Origin of the sequence: Treponema socranskii subsp. socranskii VPI DR56BR1116 = ATCC 35536 (assembly GCF_000468115.1) — a bacterium.
Classification (GTDB): Bacteria; Spirochaetota; Spirochaetia; order Treponematales; family Treponemataceae; genus Treponema_D; species Treponema_D socranskii.
In genome coordinates, this window is sequence record NZ_AVQI01000067.1 from 92,703 (window position 1) to 116,444 (window position 23,742).

20 protein-coding genes and 1 tRNA gene are annotated in these 23,742 nt (G+C 49.5%); 14 read left to right on the top strand and 7 right to left on the bottom strand.

The genetic code is table 11. The features are described 5' to 3' along the window. The first annotated feature begins 6 nt into the window (after positions 1-6). Complete coding sequence (locus tag HMPREF0860_RS09155; RefSeq protein ID WP_021329135.1) at positions 7-1,233, top strand: LCP family protein; 1,227 nt, start codon at positions 7-9, stop codon at positions 1,231-1,233. A 13-nt stretch (positions 1,234-1,246) separates the two neighbouring features. After that, positions 1,247-1,600, top strand: a complete 354-nt coding sequence (gene rsfS, locus HMPREF0860_RS09160; RefSeq protein WP_021329187.1) for a ribosome silencing factor — start codon at positions 1,247-1,249, stop codon at positions 1,598-1,600. Positions 1,601-1,860: 260 nt separating this feature from the next. Here rsfS and HMPREF0860_RS09165 read toward each other — a convergent pair whose 3' ends face one another. Beyond that, positions 1,861-2,136 carry a hypothetical protein gene (locus HMPREF0860_RS09165; RefSeq protein WP_021329138.1) on the bottom strand — a complete coding sequence of 92 codons (276 nt, stop codon included), beginning with the start codon at positions 2,134-2,136 and terminating at the stop codon, positions 1,861-1,863. A 123-nt stretch (positions 2,137-2,259) separates the two neighbouring features. Between HMPREF0860_RS09165 and ispE the strand changes: the two genes are divergently transcribed. From ispE to HMPREF0860_RS09215, 10 genes are all read left to right on the top strand, one after another. Further along, positions 2,260-3,135 (top strand): 4-(cytidine 5'-diphospho)-2-C-methyl-D-erythritol kinase, encoded by an 876-nt coding sequence (gene ispE, locus HMPREF0860_RS09170; RefSeq protein WP_021495695.1) that lies wholly within the window; start codon positions 2,260-2,262, stop codon positions 3,133-3,135. A 26-nt stretch (positions 3,136-3,161) separates the two neighbouring features. After that, positions 3,162-3,473 (top strand): septation regulator SpoVG, encoded by a 312-nt coding sequence (gene spoVG, locus HMPREF0860_RS09175; protein ID WP_021329177.1) that lies wholly within the window; start codon positions 3,162-3,164, stop codon positions 3,471-3,473. A gap of 13 nt (positions 3,474-3,486) precedes the next feature. After that, positions 3,487-3,559 (top strand) — tRNA-Gln (locus HMPREF0860_RS09180). Positions 3,560-3,636: 77 nt separating this feature from the next. After that, positions 3,637-4,191, top strand: a complete 555-nt coding sequence (locus HMPREF0860_RS09185) for a 50S ribosomal protein L25 (RefSeq protein WP_021329190.1) — start codon at positions 3,637-3,639, stop codon at positions 4,189-4,191. A 69-nt stretch (positions 4,192-4,260) separates the two neighbouring features. Further along, positions 4,261-5,781: a tRNA lysidine(34) synthetase TilS gene (gene tilS / locus HMPREF0860_RS09190; RefSeq protein ID WP_021329175.1), complete on the top strand. Its 1,521-nt coding sequence runs from the start codon at positions 4,261-4,263 to the stop codon at positions 5,779-5,781. A 3-nt stretch (positions 5,782-5,784) separates the two neighbouring features. Next, entirely contained in the window at positions 5,785-7,977 is a 2,193-nt protein-coding gene (locus HMPREF0860_RS09195; RefSeq protein ID WP_021495694.1) for a hypothetical protein, read from the top strand. A gap of 7 nt (positions 7,978-7,984) precedes the next feature. Next, positions 7,985-9,619: a S1C family serine protease gene (locus tag HMPREF0860_RS09200; protein WP_021329194.1), complete on the top strand. Its 1,635-nt coding sequence runs from the start codon at positions 7,985-7,987 to the stop codon at positions 9,617-9,619. A gap of 17 nt (positions 9,620-9,636) precedes the next feature. After that, the gene (lepA, locus tag HMPREF0860_RS09205; protein ID WP_021495701.1) at positions 9,637-11,439 is read left to right on the top strand and encodes a translation elongation factor 4; all 1,803 of its coding nucleotides are present in this window, start codon (positions 9,637-9,639) and stop codon (positions 11,437-11,439) included. 110 nt (positions 11,440-11,549) lie between these two features. Beyond that, positions 11,550-11,735, top strand: a complete 186-nt coding sequence (locus HMPREF0860_RS09210) for a type II toxin-antitoxin system HicA family toxin (RefSeq protein WP_021329147.1) — start codon at positions 11,550-11,552, stop codon at positions 11,733-11,735. Continuing rightward, a complete protein-coding gene (locus tag HMPREF0860_RS09215; protein ID WP_021329186.1) occupies positions 11,732-12,109 on the top strand; it encodes a type II toxin-antitoxin system HicB family antitoxin in 378 nt (125 codons plus the stop codon). Before HMPREF0860_RS09210 ends, HMPREF0860_RS09215 begins: the two co-directional genes overlap by 4 nt. A 90-nt stretch (positions 12,110-12,199) precedes the next feature. Here the strand turns inward: HMPREF0860_RS09215 and HMPREF0860_RS09220 are convergent, their stop codons facing one another. Then, positions 12,200-13,948 carry a 6-hydroxymethylpterin diphosphokinase MptE-like protein gene (locus HMPREF0860_RS09220; protein ID WP_021495691.1) on the bottom strand — a complete coding sequence of 583 codons (1,749 nt, stop codon included), beginning with the start codon at positions 13,946-13,948 and terminating at the stop codon, positions 12,200-12,202. Positions 13,949-14,061: 113 nt separating this feature from the next. Between HMPREF0860_RS09220 and HMPREF0860_RS09225 the strand changes: the two genes are divergently transcribed. Next, entirely contained in the window at positions 14,062-14,829 is a 768-nt protein-coding gene (locus HMPREF0860_RS09225) for a DUF1295 domain-containing protein (RefSeq protein ID WP_021329102.1), read from the top strand. Positions 14,830-14,889: 60 nt separating this feature from the next. Here the strand turns inward: HMPREF0860_RS09225 and HMPREF0860_RS09230 are convergent, their stop codons facing one another. The 3 genes from HMPREF0860_RS09230 to HMPREF0860_RS09240 all read right to left on the bottom strand — a co-directional run bounded on the left by HMPREF0860_RS09230 (position 14,890) and on the right by HMPREF0860_RS09240 (position 19,284). Further along, positions 14,890-16,449: an NAD-dependent epimerase/dehydratase family protein gene (locus HMPREF0860_RS09230; protein ID WP_038080163.1), complete on the bottom strand. Its 1,560-nt coding sequence runs from the start codon at positions 16,447-16,449 to the stop codon at positions 14,890-14,892. A 31-nt stretch (positions 16,450-16,480) separates the two neighbouring features. Continuing rightward, positions 16,481-17,953, bottom strand: coding sequence for a SurA N-terminal domain-containing protein (locus tag HMPREF0860_RS09235; RefSeq protein ID WP_021329215.1), 1,473 nt, complete (start codon positions 17,951-17,953; stop codon positions 16,481-16,483). A 131-nt stretch (positions 17,954-18,084) separates the two neighbouring features. After that, positions 18,085-19,284: a GGDEF domain-containing protein gene (locus HMPREF0860_RS09240; RefSeq protein WP_021329199.1), complete on the bottom strand. Its 1,200-nt coding sequence runs from the start codon at positions 19,282-19,284 to the stop codon at positions 18,085-18,087. Between the two features lie 136 nt (positions 19,285-19,420). On the opposite strand from HMPREF0860_RS09240, the gene HMPREF0860_RS09245 reads away from it, so the two are divergent. Continuing rightward, a complete protein-coding gene (locus tag HMPREF0860_RS09245; protein ID WP_021329150.1) occupies positions 19,421-19,798 on the top strand; it encodes a FliG protein in 378 nt (125 codons plus the stop codon). Between the two features lie 113 nt (positions 19,799-19,911). Here HMPREF0860_RS09245 and HMPREF0860_RS09250 read toward each other — a convergent pair whose 3' ends face one another. Further along, the gene (locus HMPREF0860_RS09250; protein ID WP_021329155.1) at positions 19,912-22,047 is read right to left on the bottom strand and encodes a methyl-accepting chemotaxis protein; all 2,136 of its coding nucleotides are present in this window, start codon (positions 22,045-22,047) and stop codon (positions 19,912-19,914) included. Positions 22,048-22,208: 161 nt separating this feature from the next. Continuing rightward, complete coding sequence (locus tag HMPREF0860_RS09255; RefSeq protein ID WP_021329201.1) at positions 22,209-23,528, bottom strand: ABC transporter substrate-binding protein; 1,320 nt, start codon at positions 23,526-23,528, stop codon at positions 22,209-22,211. Between the last annotated feature and the right edge of the window lie 214 nt (positions 23,529-23,742).

The following is a 23,742-nucleotide window of genomic DNA, read 5'->3' on the forward strand; positions in this document are numbered from 1 at the left end:
CGATACATGCATATCCGTGACGAACAAAAAGGCATACTGTTTTTGATCCTCATATTTGCCATCATCGCGGGCGTTTCGATTTTTATCGCGATGTCGCTCCGTACCGACACTGTCGGTAAAAGCCTTGAAAACGATCAAGTGATCCGTACGCTCTATGTGCTCGACGACGGTGACGGAAATGCGCTTATGACGGAAGTCGTCATCTATTATCCGGTTTCGAAAAAAGCGGCCGTCGTCAATATTCCGTACAATGTCGGCGGCATCTACCGCGTACTCGAAGGCGTCGAAGGCACGCAGGGGCGTACCGACGGCATCGCGGTCATCTATCGCGAAAAGGGGATCGCCGCTTATCTCCGGCAAATCGAAAACCTGCTCGGAACGTCGATACCTTTTTATTCGATCGTAAAGCTCGACGATTTTATCACGCTGACCGATATGATGGGCGGTCTGCGCGTTTTTATTTCCGCCCCGGTCGACTCTCTTTCCGCCGACGGTGAGCGCTGGCTTTTGCCGTCCGGAGCGGTAACGCTTGACGGCGATAAAGTTTCGACGTATATTCGCTACCGTTTGAACGAAGAAACGGATGCCGACGTATACGAGCGCTATCAAAACATCATGATCGCTTATTTTACGCAGCTCGGCGAAAACAAAGCTATGATACTGGCCAAAAAAAATATTAATAAATTTTTGCCGCTCTTTTCGTCGAATCTCGATGCGAAAGATTTTACGACACACATGTCGCTGCTTGCGGAGATGAATACGGAATACATCATCAAGCAAAACGTAACGGGAAGAGTGAGTACCGTCGACGGTAAGCAGCTCCTTTTTCCGCTCAACGGCGGCGAGTTTATCAAACAGGCGGTCGCACAGTCGACTAATATGCTCATTTCGACCGGCAATACGATGACGAGCCGTATCTACGTACTCGAAATTCAAAACGGTACGACGGTGCAGGGGCTTGCGCACAATACGGCGATTTTGTTTCAAAACGCGAGCTACGATATTTTAAGTACGCTGAATGCCGACAGAAACGATTACGAAAAGACGGTGATCATCGATCACATCGGCAATAGGGAAATCGCGAAAATGGTCGGCGATTTTATCCGCTGCACGAATATTCAAGAAGAAGAAGTGGGGAATGACGGCGCGAACGAATCGGTTGCAAGCGTCGACTTTACGATTATTTTGGGAAAAGATTTCGACGGCCGCTATGTGCGCCCGTCCGCGAATTGATGTAAGGTTTGATATGAAAACGACGGAAGAAAAAGCGAAAGAACTCGCGCGGCTTATGGAAGACGGCAAAGGAAAAGATGTCGCGCTTATCGATGTTTCGGATCTGAACAGCTGGACGGATTATTTTGTCATCGTTACGGTTACGAGTGCGGCGCACAAAGAAGGTTTGTATAAACAGGCGTGCGATTATGCGAAGGAAAACGAACTCGAACTTTACCCGACGCGCAGAAAGCAGAGCGACGGCGATGACTGGCAGCTGACGGATTTCGGGGACATCGTCGTACACTTGATGTCGAGCGAAGCGAGGGGATTTTACGATTTGGAAAAGCTGTGGCACTCGGGGCTCCGTGTAGAGTTTAACGATTAACGCACGGTAGTGCTGCGAGTTTCGGAGGAAATGCAGAGCAGAAAAAGGCTTTGCGTGCGGCAGGGATTGGAGAGGCGGCGGAGCCGTTCCGAAGGAATGGAGCCGGACGGCGGAACCTCGGAAAGCCCGGTTTTTGCGGTTTGCCGCAAAAAGTCGCCCTGAAATAAAAAATAATAATTAATAAAATCGGAATTGAAAGCCGAGTCTGTCGGAAATTTTTAAAAAATGAAAGCGTGCCGATCGGTTTTTAAAGATCGATATCAATAGGAGTCGTCGTCGATATCGTCGAAGTCGTCTTCATCGGACAGATCTTCATCGTCGTCGCGTACGGCACCGTACCCGTCTTCTTCTTCGTAATCGTCGTAGGGTTCGTCTATGTCATCGTCTTCTTCAAGGGGATCGTCTTCGAAAAAATCGGCGTCTTCGTCGAATTCGTCGAGCTCTTCGTCTCCGTCGTCGCTGCCGAAATCGTCCTCGGCATCAAAATCGTCGTCATCGTATTCGTCGTCATACGAAAAGAATTCTTCGGCGGACATACTAACTCCTGTGAGGCTTGTATTGCTGACTGCTCTCAAACCTCACTCACTGTAAATGACCTGCGCGATCGTGTCAATAGAGTTTGACATACCGGATTAAAATCTGTATAATTGATTGAATATATGAGAACGGAAATCTGTGTAACCGCTCCGGCAAAGATCAACATCGGTTTGCATGTTTTGCCGGGATGCGTAAACGGATTTCATAGGATCGAAAGCATTTTTCAAACGGTAACGCTCTTCGACACTTTGGTCGTGCGCGCATCGGAAAAAAACGGCTGTGTCGTCGATTGTGAAGGTATGGAACTTCCGAGCGACAATACGATTTCGTTGTCATATACTGCGTTCCGTTCTGTTACCGGAATCGATAATTTCGGTGTACGTGTTGAGCTGAAAAAACGAATCCCGTCCGGCGGCGGATTGGGAGGCGGCTCATCCGATGCGGCTGCCTGCATACGGGCATTCGAAGCGTTAAACGACATAACGCTTTCCGTTCGGCAGCTCGAAGCGATCGCTTCAAGCATCGGCAGCGATGTGTTCTTTTTTTTATTGTGCGGTGCGGAGGGATGTGCGGTTGTAACGGGTCGCGGCGAAATCGTAAAACCGATTCGCGCCAGAAGCGATCTGTGTATACTGCTTGTTTTTCCCGGTGTGCACAGCTCTACAAAGGAAGCCTACGCGCTTCTCGACGAGAGCTTTGCGGCGGGAAAGATAGCGCCATGCCCGGCTTATGCGGATTTAGAGACTGTGTACACGACTCCGGTTTCCGGCTGGAGTTTTGTAAACAGTTTTACTCCGTCATTAGTAAGTCGGTTTCCGGAAATCGGCTTTGCGCTGGACGACCTTCGTCGGGCCGGCGCTTCGTATGCCGAAATGTCCGGATCCGGTTCTACGGTTTACGGGATTTTTCCTTCCGAAGAGGAAGCGGAAAATGCCCGCTCTGTGCTGGCTTCAAGCTGGAAAGGATGTATTGCAGTGCGTCCTTTTCAGAGCACATAAGCTCGTTTGAATGAGCGGAGGAACGTATGCAGATTACGGAATTGCGCATTCGGAAAGTGGAAGGCGAGGGTAAATTACGCGCCTATGTAACGGTCACTTTTGATAACTGCTTTGTTGTGCATAATGTGAAGATCATCGAAGGGAAAAACGGCTTGTTTATCGCCATGCCCAGCAGGAAAACTGCAAGCGGCGAATATAAAGACGTTGCGCATCCCATCAGTCCCGATTTCAGGGCTGAGCTCCAGAAAAAGATTCTGGACGAATACAATGCCGGCCACGTTGAAGAAGCGGGCTCCGGCGACGACGCTCCGTTCTCTTCCGTAGACGGCAGCGTGTAACACGGTTTTTAATTGGGACGTCGGCAAGCGGTAAGCCCCCGGCTTTTGGTGCCGGTATTCCACAGGTTCGAATCCTGTCGTCCCAGCGAATACAGCGAATATCGGAAAAACAGCGGATTCCGAAAAGCTTCTGCTGTTTTTTTAATGTAAGGAGTCCTAGGATATGGATCAGTTGGTTATCAATGCGAAAGTTCGCACGACGACGGGGAAAACCGCGGCGAAAAAATTGCGTGCTCAAGGCCGCCTTCCTGCGGTCATGTACGATGCGAAAGGCAAGTCGACGATGCTCGAAATCGATGAAGTTGAGTTTAATAAAGTGTGGCGTTCGATTACGCCGACGACGCTCATCTCGTTGAAAATAGACGGACAGGAAGCGCACGACGCTTTTATCAAAGATACGGAATACGCCATCCTCAAGGATAGAGTGCTTCATGCCGATTTTTTTGAACCCGATGCGGATGAAAAGCTTATCGCAAAATTCAAGCTTTCGTATACGGGAACTCCCGCGGGCGTTTTGAAGGGCGGCTATATGCTCAAGCATTTGCCGGAAATCACCGTACAGGCGGTGCCGCACAAGATGCCGCAGACGGTTACGGCCGACGTATCTTCTCTGAACATCGGCGACACGTTCCGTGTAAAAGATTTGAAATTGAACGAAGGCGTGACCGTCCTGACGGACGAAAACGCGTCTCTCGTGAGCATCACTCCCGCCCGCTAAGCGCGCGGCAAAAAAGGTATGCGGCTGTCTCTTGCGAGGCGGCCGTTTTTGTTTTAAAATACGAAGCGCATGAAAAGCGATATTGCTTCGGACGATGATTTTATCGACGATTTTATAGAGCGGGTGCGCGTCTCTTTGTGCTCGTGTACGGGCTGTGCGTTCGACGGCGCATCGCCTGAAGCTCAGGCGGTTTTGCATGAAGCGGGCACGTCGAGGGCAGAGGGCGCATTCGATGCCGCATCATCTCAAAGCGCTCCGATTTCGCTCGGAGCTGCGGTATCGGGCGGAGCGGATTCGGTCGCTATGTTCGTTTCTCTTGCCCGCATCGCGCGTGAAAAAAATATCGCGCTTCACGTCATTACGGTAAATCACAATATCAGAGACGAAAAAGAAAGCGAAGGGGACGCGCTCTACGTACAGTCGCTGTGCGCCGATTTTTTGAAAGAAGGCTTTCCCGTCGACTGTACGTGCAAAACCTTTTTGCCGGGCGAAGTGTTCGGCGAAGCGGAAAAGCGCGGGAAGGGTTTGGAAGAAGCCGCGCGCCATCTTCGCTATAAAGCGTTCGAAGAATTCGCGCGAGAAAAAAAAACCGCCTTTATCGCGCTTGCGCACACCGAAGACGATCAGCTTGAAACCCTCCTCATGCGTTTTTTCGAAGGGGGAGGCGCGGACGGAGCGGGCGGCATAAAAAAAACGCGCGGTATGTTTATCCGTCCGCTGCTCGGCATTTCGCGGCGGGAGATTGAACGGTTTTTAACGTTGCAGCGTATTCCGTGGCGTGTCGACGGCACGAACGGCGATACGTCGTATTTCAGAAATAAAATCAGATGTCGTCTCGTTCCCGTTCTCGACGCCCTTATTCCCGGATGGAAAAGCGCCGTTTTAACCGGAGCGAAAAAAGCGCGAGACGACGACGAAGCGCTCAGCGTGCTCGCCTCGTCTTTTCCGTGGAGCGAAAACGGAGACGGAATGCGTATGCCGAGAGCGGATTTTTCTTCCGCGTCCCGTGCGATTCAAAGGCGGCTTTTATACCGCGCTTTTAATAAAATCGGAATTGAAGTGCGCGTGCCCTACCGTTTTGTCGAACGCATCTGTAACGCAGCCGCCTCTTCCGGCGTTTTTTCGGAAGAGGCGTCGGGTCTTTTCGTTGAAATAGAGCGCGAATCGATTTCCGTAAAAAAAGTGCAAAAGGGCGCGACCGACACGGGATTTTCTGCTATAATACGGAAAACGGGCACGTATGAAATGCCTTTCGGTTTGCTCTGTGTCGTGCAAAAAGGCGATGCACGAGGTCGATGTGCCCGAAAAAGCGCGTCCGTTTTTTGCAAGGGGCAAGCGGGAAAATCCTCCGTGCTGTGCGTTTCGCTTCCGTTTTGCATACGGAGCAGACAGGCAGGCGACGCTGTTGCAACGGCTTCAGGCGGTGAAAAATCCGTATCCGATATCCTCTCGGATTGGAAAGTTTTTCCTCGCGACAGAGAGCGCATCCCGATCGTGCAGGAACTTGCAACTGCCGAACAAAAGATCGTGTGTATATGGGGAAGCGTATTTGGTATGCGCGATTGGATCGTAAACGATATCGAGGTTTGAACTATGAAAAAGACGGCGCTTGCCGCAGTGTTTGCATCGATTGTTTTTATTAATTTTACGGCATCTCTTTTTGCCGAAGATAAGGCGCTTGCCGCGGCGAACAGAAAAACCGCCGTCAGATTTTTAAAACTCGCCGAAGATTGTTTTGCCGACTCCGCGTGGGATGCCGCTCTTGCTCAAGCGAAGATGGGGCTCGCATACGATGACAGTGTCGCCGACCTGCATTATATCGAAGCGGCCGTTCTTGCAAAGCTCGGACATCCTCGCGCGGAAATCCTCCCGCTTGCAGAAAGGGCGCTTACCGAAGGAGTGTGGACGGGCTATAACCGCGACGGAGCTCGGCTTTTGTACGCGGATTTATTGTGCGATACGGGCTCATACGAAAAAGCCGTCAGCGTGCTCGACGAGCCTTCATTTATCTATTCCGCGGACGCCGAGTATGTGCGCCTAAAAGCGTATTACCGCATGAGAAGTGCGGATACGATCGATAAAGCGCGGAGCATAGTGAACGGTGCGCGTAAAATCTATCCAAACGATACGCGTTTCCCGCTTTTGTTTTTTCGCTGCGAATACGCGATGAAGGGCGACGATGTTCCGCTCATCGTTCAGTCGATAGCCGATTCGCTCATCGCCCGCATGGGGCGCCGGAACCGTACCGATGCGGAGCTTGAAATCTATGCGTGCCTCTTTGCATCGGGCGACGCACAAAAGCGTATGCTCCAAGCCTTTGCGGCGGCAGGCATGAGACATCCGCTCTATGCTCGCGCGGCTTTATCTGCGGGTCTTATATCGCAGGAGGAAGCCGTTTCGTATTTTTTTTATTTCGCCGATAAAACGATTTCTCTCCGCGTACTTTCAGACTTTGCAAGTGCCCTCACCGAAGAAAACGCAAAGCGCATCTTCGTCGAACACATCGCATCTTACGGTGGCGTACTCACGGTCGACACGGACGGCGATTTGGAAGCGAACCTTACCGTCCGCTATGAGCGCGGGAGACCCGCATCGATCTCATACGACAAAAACACCGACGGCGTTGACGAATGGAGCGCCCTGTGCGATTTCGGCGCTCCCGTGTCGCTTTCGATGCGGAACTGCAAAATCGAATACGGAAATTATCCGTCCGTTTTAAAAGCCGAGTTTACCGAGCAGGATTCGCAAAATCATACATCGTCATTCGATTTTGCCGACGGCGCTCTTTTGTGGTCGCCCTTTTCGATGGATGTTCTTCGCGAGTTCAAAGACGATTTCGGGGTCGATTTTTTTGTTCCCGTCGTAAAAAACGATGTTCCGCTGTCCGACAGCTCATCGCTTTTGCTCGCCGCGTCGAAGTATGACGTGCCGTCGACCGAGCGGGAAGGGGCGACTATCTCATTCAGCGTGCTCGACGGAAAAATGCAGACGGCCGATTATTATGCGGGCGGCAAAGCGTATGCGAGAGCGGTCTTTGAAAACGGTTTTCCGAAAACGCGTTCCGTCGACCACGACGGCGACGGTGTTTTCGAAACCGTCGAAGTTTTCGGAAGAGATACCGAAAACGCGATGCACCTTTCTTCTGAAGAGCGTCTTCGCGTTTCGAAAAACATACTCGGCTCTCCGAAAGACGAAGGCGTCTATATCAAAGCGATTCGAATCGACAGAGACGGAGACGCTTCCGCGGATTTTATCGAAGAATATGCCGCCGACGGTGCGAAAACCGTTTCGTGGGATACCGACGGCGACGGTTTATGGGACGTGCGCTACGAGCGTATGGCGCAAAAGGCCGGAAAAGCGACGGTTGAAAAGGCTTCGTTTTATCTCTTTCCCGAAAGACGTCTCGTCGTTGTCGGAAGCGAAAACGGTGTGCCGGTAAAAGTCGTTTCGGGCGGTATCGATTATAATGTCCGAAAAGGAAAGCGCGCTTCTTTGTATAGGATAGGAGAAGCCGGAACGGTCGAAGACGAAGCGCGTGCCGTCTCCGCGCTTGCATCCGTTTCCGAAGAGGGAAAAGTGACACCCGTTCAAGGTGCTTCGCGCCTTATGCTTGCAGTCCGTATCGGAGGCGTGACCTATGCCGCCCTCGTGCCGGATGTTCCGAAAGAGATTTCCTCCGAAACGACGGGAGACCTTCCGAAAGCGGCTCAGACTTCTCAAACGGCGGGCGAAACGGGAAATGCGGGAGCCGTAAGCGAAGTGCAAAACGGAGTGCGGGGTAATTGAGGTTTTCATGCGTGTAATAAAATTAATAAAATATATTTCAGTCGTCGTCGTTTTATCGTTTGCGGTTTTGTCGTGTAAATCGCTCGGCGAGCCGAAATCGGTTTATGAGCGCTTGAACTACACGGAAAAAGACGTGTACGAAAACGAAAAAAAACGCATCGCCGACCTTGTTAAAACGGAGCCGGTAAACGCGCTCTGGCATGCCGAGCTTCTCGGAGATGCCGATGTGGTTTCTCTGTGCCGGACGGCGGTCGCTCAAAAATACGACGAAGCGATAGGGACAAAAGACTATCTATCCGCTTTGAAATATTACCGCTCGCTTTCCGCAGTCGGTGCGGCATCCGTTTTGCGCCAAGACTTGAGCGAAAATGAATTGAGTGCATTGTGTGCATCCGGCGTTCCCGGTCTTTCGGTCGATGAGCGCTGTCTTCCGAAGACGATCGCCGACTGCATCGATGCGACGGTGACAGTGTGGATCGACCGCGGTATATCGATCAAAGACGGAGCGGGATACGCCGACCGCGTTATCGGTTCGGGTTTTTTTATCTCCAAAAATGGCTATATCGTGACGAACCATCACGTCATCGAAGATACGGTAAATCCGAAAAACGAAAAGTATTCGCGCCTCTACATCAAGCTCGCTTCCGACCCCGACACGCGCATTCCCGCAAAAGTCGTCGGCTACGATGCGGTGCTCGACCTGGCGCTGCTGAAAGCGGAAGTGGATGCGCCCTTCGTTTTTGCCCTCGGTTCAAGCGCGGAATTGGGAATCGGCGACAGAGTGTCCGCGATCGGTACTCCGCTCGGACTCGGCGGCACGCTTACGCAGGGCATCGTGTCGAACGTCGAGCGAAAGCTCTTTACGACGGGAAGCGTTTTTCAAATAGACGCCGCGGTGAACTCGGGGAATTCCGGCGGTCCCCTCATAGATGCTCAAATGCGCGTGCAGGCGATCGTGTTCGCGGGCATCGTACAGTACCAGGGCTTGAACTTTGCGATTCCCGTCGAATATCTGCGGCAGGATTTGCCGATGCTCTTCCGCGGCGGAAAACGCGAACATCCGTGGATGTGCGCGTACGGGCACACGAAAAAGACGAACGACGGCAAACAGAATATCGGGCTTGAAGTGCAATACCTTATGCCCGGCGGCAGCATGTACCGTGCGGAATTCGCTGCAGGGGACGTCGTCACGTCTGCCGGCGGAAAAACGGTCGATTCGATCGAAGCGATGCAGGATATCCTCCGCTCGCATATCCCCGATACGATTGTAAAATGCACGTACGTGCGCGGAGATGCTTCGGGCGAAAAATACGTCTATCTTGCGCCCCGTCCCGACAACCCGGGCTACGAAATATACAAAAGCGATTTGATTTCTGGTTCGTTCGTTCCGATTTTCGGCATGAAGCTCGCTTCTTCTTCGACCGTAAATCACCGCTCGTATACCGTCGTCGACGTACTCAAAGGCGGCATCGCCGACGAATCGGGTTTTTCGGAAAACGATCCGGTGAGCGTTTCGCGTGTCGTATTTGCGGACGATAACGATGCCGTGCACGTTTCGTTGTATACGCGCAGAAGGAAAAAAGGTTTTCTCGACATCGCGATGGGATTGACGGCTCCTCTCGACAGTCCTTATTATTTTTAACAATTTCGGATACGGCTATGGATTTAAACTACAAACGCAATTTTTGCATTACGGCTCATATCGACCATGGAAAGTCGACACTTTCCGACCGCCTCATTCAAAAGGGAAAAATCATCGACGAGCGGAAGATGAAAGACCAGCTCCTCGATACGATGGATATCGAACGGGAGAGAGGCATTACGATAAAAAGTCAAGCGGTGACGATTCCGTATACGGCAAAAGACGGAGTCGATTACGAACTCAATTTCGTCGATACGCCCGGCCACGTCGATTTTTCCTATGAAGTGTCCCGCGCCATCGCTTCGTGCGAAGGCGCCCTGCTGTTGATCGATGCGACGCAGGGTGTCGAATCGCAGACGGTGAGCAATATGTATATGGCGGTCGAACACGATCTCGTGATCATTCCGGTCATCAATAAAATCGATTTGGCGTCGGCCGACGTCGAAGGAACGAAAGCGCAGATCACCAAAGAGCTCGGTCTCGACGGAGATGAAGCCGTCCTCGTGTCGGCAAAGACCGGCGTCGGAGTCGACGAACTTAGGGAAGCGATTGTCGCCCGCCTTCCGCCGCCCAAGGGATCGCCCGACGGAAAACTCTGTGCGCTCATTTTCGACTGCAATTACAACGAATACCGCGGCGTCGTCGTCCACGTGCGCATCATCGACGGAAGGGTAAAAAAGGACGATGTGATCCGCATGATGGCGGGTTCCGCCGATTACAAAGTCGAACAGGTCGGCATATTTAAAATCGATTTTGAAGAAACCGATTGCCTCGAAGCGGGCGACGTCGGCTATATCATCGCGGGGATAAAAACCGTAAGCGACGTGCGCGTCGGAGACACGATTACGAATGCGGCCGATCCCGTCGAAAAAGCGATGCCCGGTTTTAAAGACGTAAAGCCCGTCGTCTACTCTTCCATCTATCCGATGGATTCGAACGAATACGAAGAGTTGAAAAACGCGCTCGAAAAATTAAAGCTTAACGATGCGAGTTTGATTTACGAAAAGGATAATTCGCTCGCGCTCGGAAACGGCTTCCGCTGCGGCTTTTTGGGGCTGCTGCATCTCGAAGTCGTACAGGAGCGGCTCGAGCGCGATTACGATCAGTCGGTTATCTTTACCGCCCCTTCGGTTCGCTACAAACTCGTTTTGACCGACGGCAAAGAAACGTACATCGATAATCCCTCGGAGTATCCTTCAGGCCGCATCAGAGAAGCCGAAGAGCCGTACATCAAAGCGTCGATCATCACGCCTTCTCAGTACCTCGGCTCTCTCATGGAACTGTGCAAACAAAAACGGGGCGAGCAGACGAATATGATGTATCTCGATGAAAAGAGAGTCGAGCTCGTTTACGAAATGCCGCTTGCCGAAGTGCTCTTCGATTTTTACGACAAACTCAAAAGCTACAGCCGCGGCTACGCTTCTTTCGATTACGAACTCATCGGCTACCGGCCGACAAAGCTTGCCAAAGTCGATTTTTTGGTAAACGGCAAACCAGTCGATGCGCTTTCCCAGCTGACCTTTGAAGGAAACGCAACCGAGCGCGCGCGGAGCGTATGCGAACGGCTCAAAGGCGAGATAAGCCGCGAACAATTTAAGATCGCGATCCAAGGCGCCATCGGCGGACAGATCATCGCGCGGGAAACGGTGAGCCCCGTCCGCAAAGACGTACTCGCAAAGTGTTACGGCGGCGACATCACGCGGAAGCGTAAGCTCCTCGAAAAACAAAAAGAAGGAAAAAAGCGCATGAAGATGGTCGGAAACGTCGCGATCCCGCAGTCGGCCTTTCTCGCCGTTCTCAAAGAAGGTGAAGAAAAATAATAGGGTGAATGACGATTTGAGAAGAAGCTGAACGCCGCTTCATCTTCAGACTTTGATAAAACGTATACACTTTATTGACAATACGTATTACACGTATTGTAATTATAAACGTGAAAGACAAAGACCTTTTAAAATTATTATTAAAAGACGGCTGGGAATTAGTGTCGGTGAAAGACAGTCATCATAAAATCACGAAAAACGGAAAAATCGAGATAATTCCCGTGCACGGCAAAGATATGAAAACCGGCCTTTTAGCGGCTATTCTGAAACGAACCGAACTGGAGGCAAAAAAATGAAAGTTATATATCCTGCAATTTTTCATAGTGAAGACGGCGGTTTCTGGGTTGAGTTTCCCGATTTGCCCGGATGTTCTACGCAGGGCGATACGGAAGCCGAAACGTATGCAAACGCGGTTGAAGCGATGGAGCTTTTTTTACAAGACGATTATACGGTCGATACCTTGCCTAAGGCGTCGGCCGCAAATAAAATTAAAACGGATAAAAAAAGTTTTATGTCTTTTGTATGCGGCGAATTTAAAGTAAATGAAAAGGCAATAAAAAAGACATTGACAATTCCGGCATGGCTTAATATTCAGGCGGAAAAAGCGGGAGTCAATTTTAGTAAAACATTACAAGACGCATTGTGTGAAAAATTAAATCTTGTAATATAATGCAGCTTTCTACATCGCCTGATGTAGGACGATGATAACGCGCGCTTTTCGGTTTCGGATATTGCCGGAAACGCAGTTACCCGCGCTCTTTTAATTTTTTTCCAAAATCGATTTTCCGACTGCAATGTCTTTAATAAAAAAATCGATTTCCGCTCTGACGCGCTTTAAAAACGACAGGTCGAGAGAAGCTTTTAAGCCGTCGGGAAAATGCAGGTACAGGTATTCACGGGAGAGAAGCAGCTTTTCGATTTCGGCGCTGCGCTCATTTTCGCTCATATTTTGCCCCGACGATAAAATATTTTTTAAGCGTTTGAGAGAGCGCTCTTCTTCTTCATAAAAATCACGGACGGAGAGCGCTTTTCGTTCTGAGAACGCCGTCCCTTCGGCAATGGTTTTTTCCGCATGTGCCGCTTTCCCGTCCGCATCCTTTCGAACGATATCCGTTTCCGTACCGGCCGTATTATCGCTTTCCCGAATCAATTCGTCCGCATCCTTTTTCGGGATTCCCAAGTCGATGCCCGTCGTTCCCGCATCGAAGAGATTCGGCGATTGGGAAAAATAAGCGCGGAAGGTTTGGGCGTACGAGAAGAGGGCTGGAGAAGTAAAAAACGGGGTACCGTCTTTTCCGATAATTTTTTGCATGAAGGAAGTGAATGCCGCATCGTAATTTGCCGCAGGCGCGGTTTTGAAACTCGACGCAAGGCGCGACGTATGAGCTTCCGCTCCGCGCGCGTGCGTCGTACCTGCGCGGTATGAAAAATCGAGTCCCGTAACGAAGACGGGAACCTGTTCGGTTTTTCGAAGCATAAGCGCTATCTTTGTCGCGGTGAGTCCCACCGAACCGAGGGGCGGCATAACGGGAGGGATAATGTTCCTTGCGGCAAGAGAATCGAAAAAGACCGTGTCGTCATAGTGCGGTGAAAAATAGCAGATATCGGCGCCGCACAGGTCGAAAAGTTTCGGCCACGACGTAATGCCTGCAAATACGCGAAAGCGCTTTCCGTTTGCGCCTAAAAAAAACGGTGCGATGACCGACTGCGCTTCTTCGCACACGACGGCGTCCGGCTCGATGCCGAGACGGAAAAGCGGGGCAAGGGCGGCATCGGCTGCGACGATATAAAACGCGTTTTGCACGTTTCGAATGCTTCGCGCGGTTTTTTCCATGCTTTCGCCCGCACCGAAAACGACGATCGGTTTTTCGACCGACTGCGCAACGCGCTCGATCGGGACTGAGCGGCTTAAATGTGCGAGATTGCGGAAAAGATTTTTTGAAAAGCGGCGTCCGAATTTGATGAGCGTGACGCGGTTTTTCCAAAAACGCGCTACGGCATTTTCCGCAGCTTCCGTAAGCGCCGCGTAGTGCTGCGGAAAAAACTGCGTGCCTGCCGAAAAGTCCGCGCGTAAAATGCGGCGGAAGGTTCCTGCAGGGGGAAGAGGCGTTCCGCCTTTTGTTTCGGCGCGGCGCTTTGTAAGCATAAACGGGAGATTCGGCAATTCGTCCGGCGAAAGCATCGCAAAACGGGCAAGCCCGAGCGGGATGTGTTTTATCGAAAAATCGTACAGCGCCGCGTCGAATTCGCAGCCGAGTACAAAACAATTTTCGGGAAGCGAGGTGCACAATTCGGCAAGGCATAAACACAGGACGGGGGAACAGGCGAGCACGAGGGTGCCCGGTGCAAGGGATTTCGACAGAACTGCGCTCCTGACCGCTTTTTCAGGCGCGTATTTTGAATAGAGGTATCTGCCCTTATACAAAACGGAAAGGCCGCCTTCCGTCCGCACCGGTCGGGGATTTCCGTCATCATTTTCGATCACCGCTTCTCCGTTTTTAATCAACATACCCCCTCGGATTTTATATATCGGATTGTATGACATTTTTTATTTTAGAACAAGACATCGTATTTATGTAAATACGGCTTGATTAAAATAAAAAAAACGCCGATACTGCGCGTATGTCGTATTTCTTGTATTGTGCCGTCGAAATAATTATGTTTGTCACAGGATTGATTTGTTTTTTCGCTTTGTATTTTATTCCCGCAGGATACGGAAAGCTCATCGATAAAAAATGGGGATTCGCTTTTAACAATAAAATCGCATGGATACTTATGGAGTGTCCGACACTCATCGTTATGATCTATTTGCTTTGCGCGCTCAACTATGAACACAGGCCGGTACGCGTACTGCTGGCGTTTTTTTTTATCGCTCACTATATACAGCGTACCTTTGTTTTTCCGTTTTTATTAAAAGGTAAAAGCAAAATGCCGCTTACAATCGTGCTTATGGGCATGATCTTCAACACCATAAACGCGCTTTTAATCGGCTTGTGGATTTTTTATTTTTCTCCTGCCGAAATGTACGAGCGCAGCTGGCTTTTCGATCCGCGTTTTATTGTCGGGACGATTTTATTTTTTGCGGGCATGTTTATCAATATACGCTCCGACGCCTATATCCGCTCTCTGCGTCCGGCCGGCGACAGTAAGCATTATTATCCGTCCCGTGGAATGTACCGCTATATTACGAGCGCAAACTATTTCGGCGAACTCGTGGAATGGCTCGGCTTTGCCGTTTTGACGTGGTCGCTTCCGGGCTTTTTATTTGTGTTTTGGACTGCGTGCAATTTGGTGCCGAGAGCCGATGCGATTTATAAAAAATATGCCGAAATCTTTCCTGACGAAACGGCGCGATATAAGCCCAAGCGCATAATTCCGTTTTTATATTGATTTACAGCAGGGAATACGACTCACCCTTTGTCGACGACGGCGATTGTTTTGGGTACGCTTTTATTTTTCGTAGGCCAATATGTCGCGGCCGTCTTCGGCCGAATAGGATTCGGTTTCATTCTCACCGTGATCGTCATACCGAAGCTGTGCATAAAACGGAATGTGCTTTGCAAGTTCGCCGAAATTCCACGGCGGAGCGCTGCAGCATTCGGGGCACCAATGTCCCGTTTTTAGAACCAAGTACGGGCTTGCCGTAAAGCGGTGGCCGTTATGGCACTGCCATTGCAAATGGCTGTACATATCGCCCTTCGTCATCGTTTTGCTTACGCACTTTCCGCCGCGGAAAGATGCCGCCTGTTTTACATCTTCAATATCGAGCTCTTCGGTCTTTTTCGTTTCATCGTAGCCGTGATTTAAAAGCAAACCGTTTTGTTCGATTAAAGATTCATCCTTTAATTTTTCGTAATCCAAAAAAGCGCCCGTTTCCTGATTTTGATTTTTGCACAATAAAGGAAATTTTTCCCAGCTGCGCGGAAGCGCGCGGTACGCTTCGAGCGAACCGAAAAAAGCGTTGATCCGTTTTGTAAGATTGTGCGAAACCCAAAAGGCAGGCGCATTGTTCGTGCGCAAAAGCGGCATTATCGCAAAACGTCGTACGAAACGCGGAAAGGGCTTTCCCAATTTAAAATACCATAATTTTTTTTCGAGTCGTGAAAAGAATTCTTCAAAACTTTCGTGCTGAAAATCGAGGTATTCGTTCAATACGTGCGAATCGGAAAACCACATACAGTGAAAGTTGCGCGTTGCGTTCCATTCGGGCTTAAAAATTTCGGTGCAGCTTCGTCCCATCATCTTAAAGCCGCGGTCGAGTGTTTCAAAACCCGTAACTCGGGAAGCCTTTCCGTTTCCGATGTTGTATACTTTTTTCCAAAAATCGGCGCCGAGCGTTCCATCCGAATCTTTTTCGACAAGATTTTTCAAAAGCAAGCCGGAAGTTTTTGCTGTTGCCCATTCGATAGGCGTATTCCAGCACGTATGGAACATCAGCCCGTCGTGCATATTATTAAAAAGCACGCGGTCGTATAAAATGCCGCTTTGCCGCAGTGACACCCAGCACAAAGGAGAATCGATAACCGCGCGTTCGGCTTTTATCTTGCTTGCAGCGTACACGTCGAATGCGCTCGGCATGAGCGGGTCTCCGACACGTCCCCACGGGTGTTTGAACGTTCTGTTTCCGTATTCGGCAACCGTGCCGATGTAAACGAATTTTGTCTTTTGGATTTGGCCGCTCGCAGCTACGGCTTTAAGCAGATTTTCGGTGCCGAGACGGTTGGTGCGGAACGTTTCGTCGGGGTTGTGATCGGCAGCAGGCGGAATGATCGCCGCACAGTGAAGCACATAGTCGGCGCCTTTTACGGCGGTAAGACAATCGCCGTAATTTTGTATGTCGCCTAATATGACTTCAATGAGTTTGTTTTTTTGAAGCTTTTTTGCCAAGCGTATATTCGCTTTTTTTGGACGTAAAAGAACGCGGCACAGGAATTTTCCCGTCCGCGCGATTTGCGTCAAAGCTTCCGCCCCCATCGTTCCGGATACTCCGGTAATGAAGACCGTTTTCATTTTTCGTAAAATAAAATTGCGAACATCGCTGTCAGTTGTTCGACGCATTCATAAAATAATTGAAGTATACCGTAAAGAGATCGTTTTTCAGTTTCGGACTCGCCATGAGGTGCGAAGAAGCCGACGATTCGTCGCTGCTCGCAATCTGTCCTGCAAGCGAAGCCGCGTTTTCCGACGGCTCGTCTTTTACTTCGTTCGTATACTGCAGCACGAGCACGTTTTTCCCGTTGACGATAGGCGATGAGATTTCATTGGACTTTAAGGAAAATGCCGTCTGCAAAAAGTTTTTGTTCGTGTCGGCTCCCGAAAGCCCTTGAATGCTCGTATCCACGGAATTGGCAAACGAAACGCTTCCGTAGTTGAGCGGGAAAGGAGCGATCGCCGTGTTCGCTGCGTCGATTTTTTTTGCCGCTTCCTCGAATCCGCTGCTTGCGGCTTCCGCTGCAAAATTCTTTGCTATATCCGTATAATAATCTTCGATGCGCCCCGCTTCATTCGAGCGCAGATAGCTCCACACATCCTTTACGGTTTGTTCATTTGTAAAATCGGGATCGGAAGCGCTGCCGTCCGCGTGAAACACGGAAAAGCCGATATTCGTTTCGATGACGGCACTCGTCGCATCTTTTGCAAGGGAAACGACTTTTTCGACGTCGTCGGAATTTTTTATGATGCGTTCGATTTCATATCGATATGAATTTGTTAATTTTCCGTTCGCATCGCTGTAATTTTTCGTCGAATATTCGTTTACCGCGTCCGCAAATGTGATTTCGTTATTTTTAAGGCGCTTCGCTACGGTTTCCGCTTTCGATTTTTCGCCGCACGTGATGATCGACATATCGTATTTAATAAATTTCTGCGCGTTTGCACGCCCGTATGCTTCTTTTTCGCTGTCGGGATAATCGTCGGTGCTGAAGGATACCATATCGAATCCCCGTTTTTCGGTGCCGAAATTTTCAAAAAAAGCGATTTCGTTTTCAGACGATTTTAATCCGTACAGCGCCGTACCCGCAAACTGTTCGGAAGAACCGAATACGTCGTCGGTGTAGCGGCGCATCGTAAGTTCTTCGCGGATTTCCTTTTGTCTCCGTTCGATTTCGGATGCGGGGGTTTCTCTGTATTTTCGCTGCGAGTATTTGCCGTTTTCAAAAAAGTCCGGAAGCATTTCACGGTTTACGGCGCTTTGCGGTACGACATAACCGCTCTCTGCTACCGCCTGCGTATATGCCATTTTTTGAACGACCGCGTTGAACGCATAATTAAAAATATAATAATTAGACTGCGGGTCGAGCTGTCTGCCCTGTCTTTGAAAAAGATCCGCATATTTCGAAACGTAGTCGGCAAAATCGGAACCCTGTTCGTATTTTATTTTTTTGCCGTCGTAGGATCCGAATGGCGGGAGCGTGTCCCGATTGCCTCGTCCGACCATGGCGGGAGCGAGGATAAACGCAAAAGCCGATACGGCCAAAACGATAATCAAGCCGGCGGTGTAAAAGCCCTTTTTCATGATAGAATCCTTATACCAATTCGTGTAAAATAGAAAATTGTATAATTTTATCACGATAAGGACGGAGTGTCAATTTATGCGCCGATTGTTATGCGCCGATTGTCCGAAAGTATCGCCGAATGTGTCAAATATTATCGTCGGATGTCGGATATGCCGTCGGCTTTTGTTCGGCGTCTGGATTGCTTTCGCGTACGGTAATACGTATTTTTATCTCGATACAACATATCGTCGGCTCTGCCTATGAGAGATGCCGGATGCTCGTCGGCTGTCGTACACTTTGTATATCCGATGCTGAGCGTCAGCGCGTAGGGAAGAGCTCTTTCTTGCGATTTTTCCGCGATCATATTTCGGATGGTTTGCATGAACGATTCCGGATCCGGAATGTGCTGCGCTTCGGCGATTATGATAAATTCGTCGCCTCCCCAGCGCGCGATAAAACTGTGATACAGCCGTCCGATGTCCTGAAATGTTTCGGCGACGGTTTTGATTGCGTTATCGCCTTCCAAATGTCCGTACGTATCGTTGATATGTTTGAAACTGTTTATATCGGTTATGAAAAAGTAAAGCGGGCGAAGCGCGGAAACCGACGGAAGCCTATTCAAAAGCCACTCGTCGGCGAGCCGCCTGTTGTTTAATCCGGTGAGCGCATCGCTGTAAATCTGCGATTCTTGGAGGTTTGCAAAGACGATAAAGATCGCAAACAGCATCGCCATTTCCAAAATAGGCAAGTCCGGGATTATAGCATCGATGCCGCCGGCGATGAACGGACAAAACAAAAACGCGATGAGCATAAAGTATTCTTTTTTCTTTGCAGCGTTTTTTATCCGCTTCGAAGCGACGGCGGCATGAACGGATGCGAATGCAAGATAGAAAATATCGAGCACCAGCTGAATGTCGTAGAGCGGGCCGTGGACATAATTACCTGCGGCACTGTAGTAAAAGAGCCATCCCGTAAACGGAGACGAAAGAGAGAGCAGGACGATGATGCACATCGGCACGGGGTACAGGCAGCGGAATACTTTCGACTGCCATAGGGGGGAGTGCAATTTCAATTCCGCGTATTGAAACCAAAAGAATGCGCACAAACTCAGTGCGATTATATTCATGCTGCTGAGCGGATAACCCCATACAGCGGGAAGGTAGCCGTAATTGCACCATACCCAAACGCCGTTCGTTATTAAAAAAACAGCGTATCCCGAGATGACGCCTTTAAAGGCGCGCATTTCCGATTCGCTTCCGACATCGCGAGTAAGTTTTGTTCCGATGACTACGGCAATGGCAAAGCAGATGACGGTGACGGAAAAATAAGCGACGACATACGTGAATATCACAGGAATTCTCTCCCCCTGTCATAAATCTTAGTGATACACAAGGAGTCCGTTCAAGTATAATATAAAACAAAAAAATGTACTATCTTTTTTTTACGATTTTCGATACAGTATCGGTATAGGATTTTCGAGGACGTACATGAGCGATTTTATAAAGACTGCATATCCGTATATACCCGGAATTCAAAAAGCGGCGATTTTGTTCGGAGAGTTGGGAATCGATGCGGGCGAAGCCGTTTTTCGGCATTTGCATCTGTCCGACCGAGAGCGGCGCTCGCTTACTTCCGCGATTCGAATGCTCGGCCGGTATAATCCCCGTGACGAACGGCAGGTGTTGCGCGAGCTTTCCGTTTTGCAGGAAGCGATCGACTACGGTACGGCAAAGGGAATCTTTGTTGCACCGCAAAAGCCTAAGGGGCAGGGAGATTCCGTCCGTAGTCCGGCCGATATTGCGCGTATGGCAAAAACGGAACCCGATACCGTCGCCCGCGTGTTGAAAAGCTGGCTTGAAACATAAATCCTGCGTGCGGCCCGCATTGTGCGTCGAACTTGCGCGACAGTTCATCCGCGGGCAGCGCATCGTTCAAAACAGTTTCAATCATTCGATAAAAAATCGAATGACCGAAACGCTTAAATGTCCGTCGTCTGGGTTTTGAATTTACCGACTTCGGTGACGAGCCCGTCAATGGACTCTTTGTTTTTTCCCGCGATTTCCAGCGATTCCTGTGTTGCGGAATTGATAAGATCGACTTGCGACTCGATCGAATCCATCGTCTTCCGTAAAACGCGGGTGAGTTCGTCAAGCTGCGTCGCCTGCGTCAAAATATTTTCGCTGCTCGCGAGCATTTCGGCGGAATTGTATTTTACGCCGCTTGTCGTCGTACCGATATTTTTTATCATATCGCGGATATTCGTGCTGTTTTCTTCCTGCTTGTCCATCACTTTGACGACGCTTTCGATCGCGTTGTGCACTTCGTTCGAATAGTTTGAAATATAATTGAATTTTTCGACCGCACCCGATGCGGACGATGCGAGCAGTTCGATTTCATCGATGATGTTTTTGAGCGTCGTTGTGATTTTTTTACCTTGTGCACTCGAGCTTTCCGCGAGCTTTCTGATTTCCGAAGCGACGACGGCGAAGCCCTTTCCCGCTTTGCCTGCGTGCGCCGCTTCGATGGCGGCGTTCATCGCCAAAAGATTTGTCTGGTTTGCGATGTTCTGAATGACGGCGCTCGCTTCGATCAAACTGCCCGACGCTTCGGAGATTCGCTGTGATATGTTGTTCGCCTGCGTCAGCGTTTCGCGCCCGGAGTCCGTCGCCGAAGCGAGGTTTTGCATGGTGTCCTGTGCATCCTTTATGTTTTCTTCGACGGAGCTTACGAACTTCGTTATACCGTCGAGCGACGACGTCGAGTTTTGAACAACGCTCAGCTGCCGGTCGATGTCTTCGTGCAATGCGCGGATCGCTTTGATAACTTCTTCGATTGCGGATGCGGTTTCCGAAACGCTTTTTTCCTGTTCCGTAAAATGCCCCCGCAGTTCGTCGATGCTGTCCGTAATCGCTTTTACGAATTCGCTTACGGATACCATATTGCTTTCGAGATCGGATCCGACGGTTTTCATTTCGAATGAACCGGTACTGACGTTTTTGATCGCATTCCGCAGTTTTGAGATCGTTTCGTTAAAGTAAGTCGACAGAATACCCGTTTCGTCTTTGCCGACGACCGGCAGTTTGATGGTGAGATCGCCTTCGCCTTGCGAAATATTGTGCAGCGCGTCGATCATCAAATTGAGCGGTTTGACGATACGGCGCGCGATAAAAAATCCGATGATAATTGCGACGACGAGCTGCAATGCGGCGATGAGGATAAATGTTCGGATAAGCGTCGTTATATTTTCTGCGACGAATTCCGAAACGGGCGCCATGAGCAGCAGCGTCCAACCGGAGTAGCGCATGGAAGATGTTGCCGCAATATACCGCGTATTATTTATTTTTGAAATACTCACTTTCGATTTTCCCGAACTCAACGCGTTCCGCAGAAAACCTTGAAATTCTTTGCTTTCGCTTTCGAATACTTCGGTAAAGATATTTTTATACAGTATTTCCGGCTGACGGGTTCCGAGTACGATGCCGTCGGGACTGATCAGATATGCGGCTCCCGTTTTTCCGACCGTCATATCGCTTACGAGATTCGACAGTGAACCGCCCAAAAGCGTTGCGCTGATAACGCCGGTAATCTTACCCTGAAGATCGCGCAAGGGAATCGCGATCGTGGACACGTACATCCGTTCCGTAGCGGAAAAAACCGGCTCCGTGATGGCGTACTTACCCGTCATCGCTCGTTGAAACCAGTCTTCCCGCGAAACGTTTTCGGTTTTATTGTCGGTGCGGTAGAGAATGCCGTTTTTTCCGCCGATACCGAAATTGAGCCAGCCGCGCTGACGCTGCAGTTGAATTTCATTTTTTAATAATTCTATTTTGGCCCGGTACGACAGTGTATCCTCTTGGATATCGGGGATATTCGAAAACGCTTCCAATTTTTCGAACATCGCCTTTGAGCGTTCGTCGAGCGCTTTTGAAGAGCTGAATACCAGTTCGTTGAGAAAGTATCGCGTATTGCGTACGAGGGAAAAAGAGGCGAGCGTTATCGATACGATACACGAAATGAGCACGATCGAAAGAGAAAAAAACGCAAACGCCGTTATCATTTTATTTTTTATCGAAAATATTTTATGCTTTTTTCCGTCTGAAAAAACGTATTTCATACCCCTTCCTTGAAATGCTGCATTGCAGAAAATATCAATTTTCGAAAATGCCGCAGCCGTGCGCGTTCGCGCACATATAATATATGAGCGAGTTTTCGAAAGAAAACTCGAAGTTAAAAGAGCCGCGCAATTTAAGCGGTTCTTTTATATCTTCCTCGGATTTATTTAGCGAGCGACTCGTCGGAATTTTTAACAAAATTATTCAGCACGCCCTGTATATTCTTTCCGGATGCGGCATTTTTCAGCGCCGTATTCCAATAGCCGCGCATATCCGCAAAGCCCGTGATATTGTTATAGTACTGACCGAAGAATTTCTGCAGCACCGAATTATACAAGATTTCGGGATCATCGGTTTCGATGTCGATTTTCGACGTCACGGGAAAACCGCCGGTTGCATCTACGAGCTTGGGCGCCCATACTTCATCCGTTGCCATAAAGTGCAAAAATTTTTTTGCAGCCTGTATTTTATTTTGTTTTTTGTTATTGAAAATACAGGCGCCGCCGACGATGAATTCGAGGGACGGAGCGCCCGAATCGTTGGGGAAAGGCATATAAATCGGTGTAAAATCTCTGCCGCGGTATTTGCGCTTTCCGTCATACATTTTGTTCAGCTGCGGTGAATAGAGGATCGTGTGGGCAGCGTCGGATGCCGCGAACATGCCGATGACGTCGTTCGACGTGAGATTAGCGCCGTCAAGCAGCAAGCCTTCTTTTATCGCATTCATCGTCCACGCTACATTCCTTACCGCTTGCGGCGTGTTGAACGTATAGCGCGAATAATCGTTGTTCAAAAGCGATACGTTACCGAAGAGATTAACTAAAAATGCACGAGTGCCCTGATCACCGCCCTGCGTTTTATAGTAGAATACGCCGGGTGTTTTGCCTTTCGGCAGTTTCGCTTTGAGCGCACGCAAAAGATTTTCATACTCTGCGACAGTCCACTGGCGGTCGCGCCGCGTGTACGGCAAAAGCGAAAGAAGCCCCAAGTCGTTAAGCATCTCTTTGTTGAACGCCATCGCAAAAGGACCCGCATGCATCGGATACATATAGGTGCGCAAATCTTTACCTGCGGAAACCGCAAGCATACCCGTCATGATATACGGTTTTTCCGTTGCGAGTACGTCATCGAGCGGTTCGAGCAAACCTTTGTCCGCCCATGCGATGATGCGGCCGGGTGCGTCGTATACGATATCGGGAGCTTTGCCGGAAGAGATCGCCTGTTCGATTTTATCCGCACCGTCGGCATAACTGAGCGATGTAAAGCGCACGTTGATCGATGGATTTTCTTTTTCGAAAGCCGCAATAAGCTCTTTTTCAAAATCGCCTTGAACTCCCGTTTCCGAAGTAAAGTTGGGAAACGACCAAAAGTCGATATCCGCCGAAACGGAATCGGTTTTTTGATTCATACAGCCCGCTAAAAGCGATACGCATATAACGGCTGCAATATTTTTCAGCAGAAGTCCCCACCGGCTGTTGTTCATAAACCCTCCCGTAAAAACTTTTGTACGTATACAAATCTTTTGCAAATATCCGCGCAAACTCGAGATAAAGAACGACGGCGATATTTCAGACGCCGCTTTTTATCATATCTCCTGATTCGCGCAATATTTTTTGCTTATAGTATTTGCGTATGAATATCGATAATAGTACCGACTAAAGAAGCTCGTGTCAATCTTTTATATCGGCAGGTTATCA